This is a genomic window from Alteromonas sp. BL110 (assembly GCF_003443615.1).
Taxonomy (GTDB): Bacteria; Pseudomonadota; Gammaproteobacteria; order Enterobacterales; family Alteromonadaceae; genus Alteromonas.
In genome coordinates this window covers 4,155,177-4,168,030 of the sequence record NZ_CP031967.1, presented here as the reverse complement: position 1 = coordinate 4,168,030, position 12,854 = coordinate 4,155,177, and the positions used below count along the sequence as shown (strand labels likewise).

At 39.1% G+C, this 12,854-nt stretch carries 15 protein-coding genes; 12 read left to right on the top strand and 3 right to left on the bottom strand.

Annotated features, from left to right (window positions below; genetic code table 11):
• The first annotated feature begins 283 nt into the window (after window positions 1–283).
• From D1814_RS18150 to D1814_RS18115, 7 genes are all read left to right on the top strand, one after another.
• The gene (locus D1814_RS18150; protein ID WP_118495059.1) at window positions 284–1,900 is read left to right on the top strand and encodes a TIGR04141 family sporadically distributed protein; all 1,617 of its coding nucleotides are present in this window, start codon (window positions 284–286) and stop codon (window positions 1,898–1,900) included.
• A 290-nt stretch (window positions 1,901–2,190) separates the two neighbouring features.
• Window positions 2,191–2,769: a hypothetical protein gene (locus D1814_RS18145; RefSeq protein WP_118495057.1), complete on the top strand. Its 579-nt coding sequence runs from the start codon at window positions 2,191–2,193 to the stop codon at window positions 2,767–2,769.
• Between the two features lie 155 nt (window positions 2,770–2,924).
• Complete coding sequence (locus tag D1814_RS18140; protein WP_118495055.1) at window positions 2,925–3,830, top strand: retron St85 family effector protein; 906 nt, start codon at window positions 2,925–2,927, stop codon at window positions 3,828–3,830.
• A 154-nt stretch (window positions 3,831–3,984) separates the two neighbouring features.
• A complete protein-coding gene (locus tag D1814_RS18135; RefSeq protein WP_118495053.1) occupies window positions 3,985–4,944 on the top strand; it encodes a retron St85 family RNA-directed DNA polymerase in 960 nt (319 codons plus the stop codon).
• A gap of 1,179 nt (window positions 4,945–6,123) precedes the next feature.
• Entirely contained in the window at window positions 6,124–6,582 is a 459-nt protein-coding gene (locus D1814_RS18125) for a nuclear transport factor 2 family protein (protein ID WP_118495049.1), read from the top strand.
• Window positions 6,583–6,710: 128 nt separating this feature from the next.
• On the top strand, window positions 6,711–6,905 hold the full coding sequence (locus D1814_RS18120; RefSeq protein WP_118495047.1) for a hypothetical protein: 195 nt from the start codon (window positions 6,711–6,713) through the stop codon (window positions 6,903–6,905).
• A 93-nt stretch (window positions 6,906–6,998) separates the two neighbouring features.
• Window positions 6,999–7,361, top strand: a complete 363-nt coding sequence (locus D1814_RS18115; protein WP_118495045.1) for a hypothetical protein — start codon at window positions 6,999–7,001, stop codon at window positions 7,359–7,361.
• Between the two features lie 334 nt (window positions 7,362–7,695).
• Here the strand turns inward: D1814_RS18115 and D1814_RS18110 are convergent, their stop codons facing one another.
• The 3 genes from D1814_RS18110 to D1814_RS18100 all read right to left on the bottom strand — a co-directional run bounded on the left by D1814_RS18110 (window position 7,696) and on the right by D1814_RS18100 (window position 9,389).
• Window positions 7,696–8,004, bottom strand: a complete 309-nt coding sequence (locus D1814_RS18110) for a type II toxin-antitoxin system RelE/ParE family toxin (RefSeq protein ID WP_118495043.1) — start codon at window positions 8,002–8,004, stop codon at window positions 7,696–7,698.
• A 6-nt stretch (window positions 8,005–8,010) separates the two neighbouring features.
• Window positions 8,011–8,253 carry a type II toxin-antitoxin system Phd/YefM family antitoxin gene (locus tag D1814_RS18105; RefSeq protein WP_118495041.1) on the bottom strand — a complete coding sequence of 81 codons (243 nt, stop codon included), beginning with the start codon at window positions 8,251–8,253 and terminating at the stop codon, window positions 8,011–8,013.
• 158 nt (window positions 8,254–8,411) lie between these two features.
• Window positions 8,412–9,389, bottom strand: a complete 978-nt coding sequence (locus tag D1814_RS18100) for a transposase (RefSeq protein WP_118495039.1) — start codon at window positions 9,387–9,389, stop codon at window positions 8,412–8,414.
• Between the two features lie 96 nt (window positions 9,390–9,485).
• Between D1814_RS18100 and D1814_RS18095 the strand changes: the two genes are divergently transcribed.
• The 5 genes from D1814_RS18095 to D1814_RS18070 all read left to right on the top strand — a co-directional run bounded on the left by D1814_RS18095 (window position 9,486) and on the right by D1814_RS18070 (window position 12,795).
• Window positions 9,486–9,779, top strand: coding sequence for a hypothetical protein (locus D1814_RS18095; RefSeq protein ID WP_118495037.1), 294 nt, complete (start codon window positions 9,486–9,488; stop codon window positions 9,777–9,779).
• 342 nt (window positions 9,780–10,121) lie between these two features.
• Window positions 10,122–10,841 (top strand): NYN domain-containing protein, encoded by a 720-nt coding sequence (locus D1814_RS18085; RefSeq protein WP_025255155.1) that lies wholly within the window; start codon window positions 10,122–10,124, stop codon window positions 10,839–10,841.
• A gap of 108 nt (window positions 10,842–10,949) precedes the next feature.
• Window positions 10,950–11,189 carry a hypothetical protein gene (locus D1814_RS18080; RefSeq protein ID WP_147402519.1) on the top strand — a complete coding sequence of 80 codons (240 nt, stop codon included), beginning with the start codon at window positions 10,950–10,952 and terminating at the stop codon, window positions 11,187–11,189.
• 596 nt (window positions 11,190–11,785) lie between these two features.
• Window positions 11,786–12,106 carry a hypothetical protein gene (locus D1814_RS18075; RefSeq protein WP_118495033.1) on the top strand — a complete coding sequence of 107 codons (321 nt, stop codon included), beginning with the start codon at window positions 11,786–11,788 and terminating at the stop codon, window positions 12,104–12,106.
• Window positions 12,107–12,387: 281 nt separating this feature from the next.
• The gene (locus D1814_RS18070; RefSeq protein ID WP_118495031.1) at window positions 12,388–12,795 is read left to right on the top strand and encodes a thiol-disulfide oxidoreductase DCC family protein; all 408 of its coding nucleotides are present in this window, start codon (window positions 12,388–12,390) and stop codon (window positions 12,793–12,795) included.
• Window positions 12,796–12,854: the final 59 nt, after the last annotated feature.

The following is a 12,854-nucleotide window of genomic DNA, read 5'->3' as shown; positions in this document are numbered from 1 at the left end:
TTTTTAGATAGGAAGAAACTTGTTTTTGTGTTTTGAAGCCAGCTTATGCTGGCTTTTTTGTTTTTTGGGTAGGGGACGCATCAAATGTACCTACCCTTCTATTTGCCGTTTTTAATATGTGAGTGATAAAAGGCATTGCGATTTTTTCTTTATTTCTCTGTTGGTTATAGTTTAGAGTAATGGCATATAAAAAGGACAAGTACCTGAGAGTGGTGTGGAATAGCATGACGGCTTGGGGACGAGTAAATTGTTAGTTTTACAGCGCTGAGCCGAGAAGGGATTTATGGCAAAAGTAAAGAAAATCAGAAAGGAAAAGCTGTCTATCTATTTAACGAGAGATGCGAGCAAGCCGGATTCTGATGTTATAAAGTTAGAAAACGCTAAGCAACCTATTGAGCTGGATTTGCCAGAAACAGAATCAGCCCGCCTTTACATAAAAAAGCAACCACCTAAAAACTCTCCTCCTTGGACTCAATTGTTTACAATAGATGCCCAAGTTGATGTTTCAGAATTTGGCACCTCTTCAAATGTAGGAGCTGTATTTGTAGTAAGAATAACTGGAGCTACATTTGTACTGTCTTTTGGCACTGGTTTTCATCTTTTAAAGCAAGAGTCTATTGAGCGTGATTTCGGTTTAAAGGTGACGCTGAACTCGGTAGATCCCGACAAACTGAGAAGTTTAGACAAAGCCAGTTATGACCACAATCCATTGAATTCAAGAACTCAAAGCACACGGGATGTAGACATATTTAATCTTCATTTGGATTCTGAGATGGAGATGCTTTATGCGGTAACAGGAACATCACTTGTAAGAGAATTTGGCAGTCATGTAACTGGCAGGGATGCGCTGACAATAGCAGTAGAAACTAACCTTTCAGATATACCCGCGATTCTTTCGAAGTCCATCAAACAATATCGTTCTAATCTTCCAGATAAATTTAGTTGGGTAGAAAATATCAATAGAGTTCGGGACTATGACGAGATTGAAATTTTAGACTTGGAACTAGATCAATACTTGAGTAGTAACAATGTTTCTAATTTCTGGTTAGGGGAGCCGGAAATAGTAGACTGGGAAGGTCAAATCGGCTACTCATTTGATATGTATCAGAAAACCCTTCGACATGTGATTTTATCTTTCGATGACTATATAACATACCTGAACGGAATTACCCCTACAGTTGAGTTAATGAAGAACAACGTTGTTCACGTAAACAACAATGAGTATCAGTCTATAAAAAGTTGGACTGTCTACCGCTGCTTGTATGCTGAAATTAAATTTGGAAACGATCAGTATATTCTAAGAAATGGAGTATGGTACAAAGTAAACTGTGATTTTGTATCAGCAGTGGATGACTACCTAAGCGATATTGATATTCATCCATTCTCGTTTCCCACATATTCTCATGATGATGAAGGCGACTACAATGAGCTGGTGGCAAAGACAAACAGTGTTTTTTGCTTGATGGATAAAAAAAATATCCAGATTGGAGGTCCATATGACAAGTTAGAGCACTGTGACTTGATAAAGGATGGAAATGAATTTATTCATGTCAAGTTATACAGAAGCTCGAGCACATTAAGTCATCTATTCTCTCAAGGATTTGTCGCTGCGGAAGCGTTTATAAAAGACTCTGACTACAGAAAAGAATTGAACCCCAAATTGCCTGCATCAATCAAATTGGCAGACCCAAAATTAAGGCCTGATCCAAGCGAATATAAGGTGGTTTATGCAATTGCTACAACCAAAGATATACCGAAAGAGCTCCCATTCTTTTCAAAGGTGACATTAAAGAATTCTTTAAAAACTCTGAGGGCGCTAAATTACAAAATTTCTTTATCTAAAATAGATATTGACCAAAATTGGTTAAAGACAAAAAAGTGCAAACCAAAGAAAAATTAACAAGTAGGTCAAATGCGTTACGAGCCTGGGGCCCACCGCCGGACGAAGCAAAGCTGCGCCGTTTACCAAGGCGCTAATTTAGGACTTACCCAAACTTAGTGGACACCTCCTATAGTTAGATAAGAGGTGACTTATGGCTAATAAAAAGAAATACTAAACAAGACAGGCATGTTTGTGTAAGGGACTATGAAAGACAGGCATCCTTGTGTACTGAGTTATAAATTTAGTGCTTGTCTTGCTCTTGTCTCCAAACCATTCACGTATGCATATTTGATTCTTAGGAGGTATTAATGAAATACGCTGCGGCATTAATCGAATATCTGATAACTGGAATCATATCCTTGATATGGATAGGCTTATATTCTAAACAATATGTAGATATCTCCGCTGAAAATATTAAAGACTACAAAGAGGTCATAGTTATTTGTATTTTTCCGATTGCTTATGTGTTTGGAATATATGTAGATGTTTCATCATCTTATTTGCTAAAAAGATTTAATAATATAGCCGAGTTTATTTCAGGACGCATTTCCTGTCCTAGGTGGTTAAAATGGCTGTTTACTTTATTAGTAGGTACTTCTAAATCAGAACCCTATAAACGAAGTGCGGAAATTTTATCGTATTCTCCGTCTGACACTATCAAGACAATGGAGGCTTATATAAGTAGGGATCGTATTGCTAGAGGGATGGCTTTAAATTCATTTGCCTGCGGTCTTATTTCTCATTTAACACTCACTGGTAAAACGCAACATATAACTGTTAACTTAAGTGTTGCTGTATTTATACTCTCTATATTTGCTTGGTTTAGATTACGAAGACTATCAAAGGCGTTTAAGACTCAAGCTTTAATACAACTAACAAAGCGTTAGCAAAAGAACTAATAAAGCCAACAGATCGAAGGCAAAGACTTGCAGTAGAGAATCCTTTTCACAAATATAGCATGTATGTTCCGCCCAATGGGTTAACAATTACAGCGAACAATAGTGTATCATTTCAATAAGTTATTTAGGCAATTAGGTCGTGTATGAATAAGTCTTTGACAGACCAAGAACTTGAGCACGTAGCTCGGGTTATTAAGGACAAAATTTTTGTACCTCGTAATCGCAAGCGAGTCACAGTGTTTTTGTGTGGCGCAGACATAAAGAATGATAAGACAGCACGTTCACAAATGGCTGCTGTATTTTCGCATTATCCTCGATATGAATTATTGTACCCAGAGGACTTATTTGACGATTTGTTAGCGGGTCAAGGTCAACATAGCTTGTTAAAGCTAGAAGGAATTTTGGCGGATAGTGTTGATGCAATAGTTCTCTTCCCCGAAAGTCCTGGATCGTTTGCTGAGATTGGGGCTTTTTCGAATAATGATCGACTTGCTCGTAAAATGGTTGTGCTTTCTAATAAAAAGTATAAAAGCAACAAAAGTTTTATCAACTATGGACCTTATAGATTAATAAAGTCATCAGGAACAGGAAAAGTTATCCATATTAATTATGATCATTTAACTGACCCTGATGAATACCAACGGATATATCGAAATGTTAATAACTATATTACAATGATACGGAAGGAGCACCCTGTAGAAAAAGACGTGGCAAATATATTAGAAGCTGAAAACTTTATTCTTCCTTGCATTTACCTACTAGATAAAATCAACAATTTTATGCTTTCAAAATTGATTGGTTTTGCGACCAAACAAGATAAAGTATTATGTGATATTGCGACCAAATCATCACTAGGAAGGTTGGCTTTTAAGAAATTTATATCACGAACTGTCACTGGCTACCAAATGACGCCTTTAGGTGCTGAATATGTGAGAAATACATTCGATAACACATACTTGGACAAGGTAAGGCTCGAAATATTGAATGCGGGAAATCGTAGAAATGCAACCATACGTTATGATAGAATCGTATCTGGCGCACACCCTTAGCGAATGAACTTACTTGGTTCATTGGATAGCGCTTCGCTATCCTGCAAACAATCTGACTCAATGTCGCATGAAAATGTGCAGAGCCAGAATACAGTAGTTTCTGGAACTGCACCTTTTCATCCGCGATTTAAGACGTAAGGGTGTGTCGCCAAAAATGACTTCAAAAAATATATATAGCCTTAGAAACATTGGATTGCCTGCAATGCTATCCGTTGATGACTTCGCTAATCAATCTCGACTTTCTGTGGGTAAAATTCGCTACCTCTCTGCAACAGCTAAGTCTCATTACAAGGTTTATCCAATCCCCAAAGTGAGTGGAAAGAGTCGACTTATTTCTCAACCCTCTAGGGAACTTAAAGCCGTCCAGGCTTGGATCTTGAGAAATATCCTAGACAAGCTTTCATCATCTCCTTGCTCGAAAGGTTTCGAAGTTGGAGCATCAATTCTTGAAAATGCTCGTCCACATATTGGTTCCAACTATTTATTGACAATAGATCTCGAGGATTTTTTCCCTTCTGTTACGGCGTCTAAGGTTTATGGAGTTTTCAGTTCTGTAGGTTACAATAAAGATTTGGCGATTTTGCTAACTAATCTTTGTACTTATGGTGGTGGTCTACCTCAAGGAGCGCCTACTTCTCCAAAATTGGCAAATTTAGTATGTGCGAAACTTGACGCTAGGATTCAAGGTTATGCAGGGCCGAGAGGTATTGTTTACACTCGTTATGCTGACGATATGACATTTTCCGCTCATACGGCGTCAAAAATTAGAAAAGTTAAGCACTTTATCGGGACCATTATTGATGATGAAGGTTTCAAGATTAACCATAAAAAGACAGTCTTGTGCGGTACGAAACGTCAGAAAAAGGTTACTGGTCTCATAATTTCGGAGAGCTTTGTAGGGATAGGGCGTGTTAAATACAGAGAAATTAGGGCAAAGCTACATCATCTATTTACAGGTAAGTCTTCAGACTTCTCTCATGTTAATGGGCTATTATCATATATTTACTCTGTAGATCGACGTGCCTATAACAAGTTGTATACTTACATTGTCGGTTTGAGGAGAAAGTATCCTTCTTCAGACGCAATAAACAAAATTAGTCCTAAAATCGTGTGACTACTTCCTAAGTATGCCTGTCATGACTAAAGACTAAACAAAAACCATCTTTGTGAGCAAAGGCATATATTTTGTTTCTGTCGGCAACTCTGGCTTTCTTTTTTTGCTAACTTCATTCCGGAAATGAAGCTTCTATAAACAAAAAACTAAACAAGACAGGCATATTTCTTTTCTGGGCTTGCGTGAGATACACCAAAAGAACCTGCTCGCCGATTTGGTAACCAAACAAGACAGTCGTTCTTACACTACATGTGTTATCGCCCCTTAGTGGGGTGTTGGTATGACTCCCTTTGTCAACCCTGAACGAGCGCTTCCCTAACACTCTTCCAGCCCATGATTAGCTTTGTTTCTAAAGCTAAACAAGACAGGCATGTTTATATACTCCAGCTAATACTGGCTTTTTTGTTTTTGGCTTGCGTGAAATACACCAAATTTATCTGAACGTCGGTTTGGTATTTTTATATAAATGAGCGAAAAACGACATTACAGTTTTTTCTTTATTTCTCTGTTTGTTGTAGTTTAGAGTATTGAGTATTAGAAAGGAGAAGTGTTCCAAAGTGGTGTGGATTAGCATGACGGTTTGGGGACGAGTACGCTGTTATACGCTACTGGAATTATTAATTAATGAGCACTAAACAAGGAATAGTTCTGTTATTAATAGCTGCATCAATAGCTGTATTAACCGCTTTCGCTCACCTATCCTGCATCTTTTTGGGACCCCAGTGCTTTAAGACTCAAATGGCTCCAGTAAGCGTAATTGAATCGGCTAAAGCGGGAACACTTTTGGCACCGCTGGGTACGATCGTGGTTTCGGCAATATTTATCGTTTTTGGCTGTTACGCTCTGTCGGGCGCTACACTCATTCGTAGGCTTCCGTTACTCAGCTTTGGCATATATGCAATTGCTGCTGCGTGTATTATACGTGGCATTTTGCCAATTCAACTCTGGATGAGGCACCCAAACAAGGTAACTGACACGGTTTTGATTGTGGGTGTTGTATGGCTACTTGTTGGTCTATGCTATCTCTTTGGGTACAAGGCAATTAATGGCAAACGCGTATAACAACCCAATCAACACACTCACTTCGTTCGCTGGGACGCATACACGCGGGGCGGCTGCGCCATTGTGCCCCACATGTCCTGCGCCCGTTATTGGAAAGTTATACACACAAGGAAGATTATGTATAAGCTCTTACTTTTATTTGTCTTTTTACCTCTATCGTTTGTTGCCAATGCAGCTCTCTCTAAGGGAGAACTGGAGCAACTAGCAACAAAGTTTGTGGAAGCCAAAAATGCTCGACAGCAACCTGATACTACAATTCATGATATTGATGCCTTTATTAATCTAATTGCAGACGAATTCGTCGATGAACATGTGAAGTTTAATGTAACGATTACGGAAAAGTCCGCTTTACGTGAAGGTATGATTGCCAAAATGAGGGACAAAATTTACTACAGTTCAATAGTCATAAACGAAATGATTACTGGGGGAAATGTTGCCATTATTAAGATGACTGAGTCAGGAAAAGTCAGGCCAAGTCATTTAGACAAAGATATAACCTACAGCTCTGTAAATATAGTAACCTTAGAATTCAATGAAGATAAGCTGATTACGCATATTCGCAGGCATCACGGTTAATGTGTGTATAACAAAACGCTGTTGGCACTCCCTTCGGTCGTTGGGACGCTAACACGTGGGCTGACTCGCTCCGCTCGGATTTTAGCCCACGTGCTAGCGCCGTTAGCGGTCTTAAGGAGAATTCAATTATGGAATCACTATTTAAATCTATTGGCATCGGAGTTTTTGTCGGTGTATCAGGAGCTTTATTTCTATACCTATTTTCCGAGTACATATCAGAACAAAATGAAGCACTAGTATTTGGTATTTTCGCAGGTATAGCATTTCCACTTGTGGATTTAATTGCTAAAAAGTTAAAGTCAAATAACAGAGTAGACAGCTAACAAAAACATCATGGTGGGAATTTTACTCGCTGGCCTTCGGCCAAAAGCGCTCCTAAAATCCCCATATGTTAAGCGTTAGGTGCAAAATAAATTATGAGCACTAAATTCAAGAAAGCATTGCTTGCTCTACTTATACTTCCAGCTAGTATACATTGGCTTGGAATAACCGCATTAGGGTTTATGGTTTTTGCTCATGGCACGTTTTACGACATTTCATCATTTTTTGTAACGGTAGTAATGCTTATTGGTCTGCTTGCTTTAGGTGTCGCCTGTTTCTCAGTTATTCGCTACCCCAAAATTAGCAAGTTTACAATTTATTCTATCGGGTTAGGTTGCGCTTCACTAACAATCGCCTTGTATATGGGGCTTTATACAGAGAGGCAGTTCTTAGTGTCTGCTTGTAGTTTGTATCTTGGCAGCGCGCTTTTCATGGTTGATTATGCGAGAAGCACCTAACAAGGCGCTTAACTCGTCCCCTTCGGTCACTGGGACACAAACGCAGCGCGGCTTCGCCATTGTAGCGCTGCATTAGTGCCCGTTAGCTTAGCGTTAGGTTGCAATCATACTCACCGATTTCATCAAAATAAACAAGACAGGCATATTTGTAGTAGGCATATTTGTAGTAGCAACTACGTGCCGATACGGTTGCGGCTCTCCATGTTTGGTTCTGTGGTGTTACTTGCCATGCTTGGAATTGCAACATACTAACCAAGACAGGCATGTTTCTGTATAAGACAGGCATGTTTCTGTATAAAGTTATTAATTTTTTGCTTCTTATGCGTTGAAGAACTCATAAATAAAATGACAAATGGTTTTCAGGTAGTTGTGATTGACCGAGTATAGCTACGACCAAAATAAAGCCGTCTTCTTTTGTGAAGTAAGCCGTGTGTTTACCTACAGGAAAGTAAAACCCGTTTGGGTAAATTTCATCACAACTTCGACCTACGGCAGGGTTATCCGCAAGCATCTGAAATCCAGTTAGTAATGTATCTTTGTAGTTGCGCCACTGCACTTCAGAGAAATTGTTAACGGAATAGCTTTTGATTTTTCGCAAATGAGCCTGAGCTAGTTTACTTATTTTGTATTTACTCTTCTGCATAACTGGTTATAAGGCGTTCAGAAAATCTTCGCCATCAACGGCATTACCTTGTGCTAGGTCTTGTTTGGCTGCTTCGAAGCAATGTTTAAGGTAGTCAGCTTTCATTGCTTCTAGCTCTTCATAATCTTTAATAGACATTACAACTACGGCATCTTTGTTGTTTTTGCTAATCTTGACTGGCTCGCGCTGGGCACTAAGAAGTAACTCACCAAAATTACGTTTGGCGTCATTTGCTGTTAATGTGTGCATGATTAATCTCCAAATCTGAAGTAAGACTGAGATTATAGTTAGTCGTACGAAATGGTCAATATAATCAAATCGTGCGATTTGTGCGAAAGATGAACTTACTGATAAAAAGGACAGGCGTCTTTCTGTATGTAAGTTTTGCTCTCTATTTAACTGCAAAGCTAACCAAGTAAGCGCATTGCACTTTGTCGACCTTGCACACGTTGCTGATGCTGATTGTGTGCGTATTGCTCTAGGTGAGTCACTTTGCCGGCGGCGTGCTTAAAGCAGGTTTCAAACTGCGTGGTTAAAGTTATCCAATGTTCGAGTTCAATATTGAGGCGCTCTAAAATAGAGGGTAGGTTATGCTCAACCTTGCCACGCTTGTTTGAGTGAATATATCGGCTGGTTATATCTACAAGCTGTAAGTAGTCTGGAAGAGTAAAAGGTAAACCGTGTGGCATCTCTAGTCTTGGGTTACCTGCAAAAGGCATAAGTCGTTTAGGTGTTTTGCCGACCCTAGCTGCGTTAATTCGGTATTTAATGCTGGTATGCTCTGATGTTTCAGGTGTTTTAGCCATCTTTGCTCGTACTGGGTTTAAATCAACATAAGCCATACAGGCGGCAAGGGCTGACTCATCCAAAAGCGCTTGAGATTTGAACCGCCCTTCCCAAAAATGGCCCGTGCAATCGTCTTCTTTATTAGCTGCCCTAGCAATGTATTCATTCAGTGCACGCATAAACCAGCTGATATCAAATAGCCTTTTACGCCATACTTCAGCCGTTAACTCTACCGCTTTAATTTGGATTTCATGTAAATCTTTACGTGAATCTTCTGACATATAGCGCTGCGAGAGTAATGTTCCTTTGTAAAGCCTATGCCAACGTTGAATCACGTCTTCGGTACTTAGTGCGTCTGCTTTCTCTTTGTTTACGTGTAATATCAAGTGCGTATGGTTGCTCATTACCGCATAAGCACATACATCAATGGCGAACACCTCACTTAAAACATGAATACGGTCTTCTACCCATTGGCGGCGATGTTCAAAGCTTCTACCGTTTTCCTCGCCACATAAGAAAGCACGACGAACACAGCGGGAAATACAGTGATAATAGGACGTATCCGATAAACTAATTTGTGACTTTCGGGCCTTAGGCATAGTAGTTGACCGACTCTGATTAACTCGTTTACTAGTTTGAATAGGTATTTAGATTGATGAAAGTGTACGAGGGGACAGTTTGGCTGTTTTTGATTTATGCCTGTCATGTTAAGTTTTCTGAATGAAGTTGAAGATTTGACACCATTTATTCGCCACGTTCCATTAGATAGTAGATCATTACTGAACAACAAAAAAACTCTCTTAATTGGAAACCGTCATTTATCGAAATCAGATCTGGCTGGATATTTGATTTACCTAGAAAGCTTTGAAGTTCCTAGTGAAGATTTAGAGCTGTTAATCCAATCGATTCTGGAGTACAGCCAGGAGCCTCCTCTTCAGTTGAGGCTAACTTTGGTTGAGGAAGAACTTCAAATTAGTAGAATTGAATAGCAGTGACTAAACAAGACAGACGATAAATAAGACGGTCATCTTTTCATATAAAGACTGTTTCTAGTCTTATTCTTTGTCAGCGGTACAACTAACCTTGTTGCTAACTGGTCAATTACGAATTGTGCCTGTCATAATTACTCTATAACTCTAGACGCAAGTATGGTGAAGCGAATAATATGCCTTCACTGGCTTATGAAAAGACAGAAAAATTCAAACAGAAAATCTATCCAGATAAATCTGGTCAATTCAGGGGGGCTAATTGGCATGATATTAAGGTTTAAATTTCCTTTTATCTAACACCGATAAGTAATGGGTAATTCGCGTATAACCATGGAATAGAAAATGTCAGAAAACGGAAATGACAAGTTGGCGGTATTAATTGACGCGGATAATGCTCAAGCTGCAATTTGCTCAGAACTTTTAGCTGAGGTATCGAAATTTGGCGTTGCTAATGTAAAACGTGCATACGGAGATTGGACAACCGTAAGTTTAAAAGGTTGGAAATCGTATTTGCACAAACATGCTATACAGCCGATTCAGCAATTTAGTTACACACAAGGAAAGAACTCTACTGATTCATCGTTAATTATTGATGCAATGGATCTTCTCCATGAGGGCAAATTAGACGGTTTCTGTCTCATATCTTCTGATAGCGACTTTACCCGGCTTGCAAGCAGAATTAGAGAGAGCGGCCTTTTGGTTTATGGGTTTGGGGAAAGGAAAACGCCTGAAGCCTTTGTAGCTGCCTGTGACAAATTTGTTTATACAGAGGTTCTTAAATCATCTACAAAACAAACTGTAAAAGATGAATCGAAAAACGTAGATTTAAAAACCATTGTGGTTGACGCTGTGAATGCAGTTTCAAGAGATAATGATTGGGCGCCACTTTCGGGAGTAGGGGGTTATATAATTAAAAACACTCCATCTTTTGACCCAAGGAATTATGGTTACGATAAACTCGGTCAACTGGTTAAATCGTTGGCTTACCTCGAATTTGAGGAGCGAAGGTTTAGCGACGGTTCATCAAATGTACACATTTATGTTAGAGAAAAAGTCGCGTAACGAGTTACAAGAAGAGACTAAACAAGACAGGCATCTTTGTTAATGGTATATATTTTGTGCCTGTCTAATGCTCTAGGTAAAGTTATACAACTTAAAGGATTTAATATAGTGAAATATCTTATGTCACCTATTGTCTTATTCGGCCTTGTTGGTTGTGGCACTATCAACACACCTGATGATCGTGTAGACGCCATCTATAACACCACATCAGCAGTGATAAAAGGAAAGAACTCGAACTGTTCTACAGGCCATTCTGACGATAGAAAAGAGTGCCGTAAACGCTCTAAAGAAAAAATAAATACTATTTCAGAATCCATTAAGAAACACCGGCGTGATGGCGGCGTATAACAATACGCTATTGTCACTTACTTCGTTGAAATGCATACACTCGCGAGACTAAAGACTAAAGACTAAAGACTAAAGACTAAAGACTAAAGACTAAACAAGACAGGCACTCTAGTAGGCATCTTTGTAAAAAAAAGTGTACGAGGCGACAGTTGGGCTGTTTTCGTATTATGCCTGTCATATTTATCTTTTCTATGGAAACAAGCTGAGCCTGAAGCTGTAACAGTTTTGCAAGTATTAATTCTATTTTTAGTTGGTTGCATATTTCAATTTGGAACAATCGCAATTGCAAATACCAATGAGTGGGCTAAATCCATAACTAGGCGCTAAATTCGCTCTAGGGGTATACATAGCTGGGACTACACAAGACAGGCATGTTTGTTTAGATGATGGAGACTTTACCTCAAAAGGTGCGAGCGTGTTCAAAAGGGCTATAGAAAAATCAATTTAACAAGTCACGTACTCAATAAGACAGACATGACTAAACAAGACTGTCATTCTTACAAACGTGTGCATTTCGTACCTGTCTTACGCGCTTAGTGAGAATACGGAACTAGAACCTTTACAGAGAGTCATTGTGTCTGAAGGAAAATAGAACTATGGAATCAGAACCTGATTTTGAATCTTATTCACGTCAAGAGTTGCTCGAGATATACGAAGTTATTGACCGGCAGGCCTACCCTGAGAGGTTTCATAAAGTGAAATCATTATTAGGTTTTGATGAACAGGAAAGAGAGCATGAAGGAATTGGCCAATATGACGATGACCATCCTTATATAGATCCACAACTACGACAGATAAACAAAGCTAATAGGATCAAAGAATACTTTGATTCATTAGCTGAGAACGATAGCTCTCTAATGTCGTCAGACTACGGCAATTGCGATGGTGGTGGTACAGGAGATATTGGAAGCGACTAACACTCACACTAATAAGTCCTGTAATACAGCTCTAAATGAGGGTCACACAGAGGGCTATATCGTTGTGAACTAAACGAGACAGGCTCATCTCTATACTTTTCTGGGCAAAATGCACCATCATGCCGACCTATCTGAATTTTTATTAAAAGCTATATTCCAGTAATAGCAAAGTCTATTGCATTAGTAACACTAAACTAGACAGGCATGTTTCGCTGCACTTCGTTCCTAATTTCACTTCATGCAATCGCGTCACGCAGCTGTATATTATTTGGGTTAATTCATTGAAAGAAAAAGATTTAATTATTTACGATGGAGTGTGTAACTTCTGTAACGGAGCTGTCGCATTCATTTTGAAGCGCGACAAAATGGAACGCTTTATTTTCTCCCCAATGCAGTCAACTTACGCTCAGGAGGTTATAGAACGCTATAAAGTCGATACAGTAGGTGTTGATACTTTCATGTTGGTTAAAGAGGGGAGAGTCTTTCTGTGGTCAGACGCAGCACTTGAAATCGCCAAAGGTTTAAGTGGTTTCTGGTTTTTGTTCGGCATATTTAGAGTTTTACCAAGTACATTTAGAGACCTGTTCTATAAAGCCTTTGCTCGTAATCGCATCAAGCTTTTTGGTGGTACACAGCAATGCCAAATACCCAGTAAAAAGGTACTAAAAAGGTTCAAAGGCCTAGAGTAATCGCTAAAGACATCATGTTACAAATTGGTTTAAGCCTTAAGCTTAAAAGTTGACTAAAC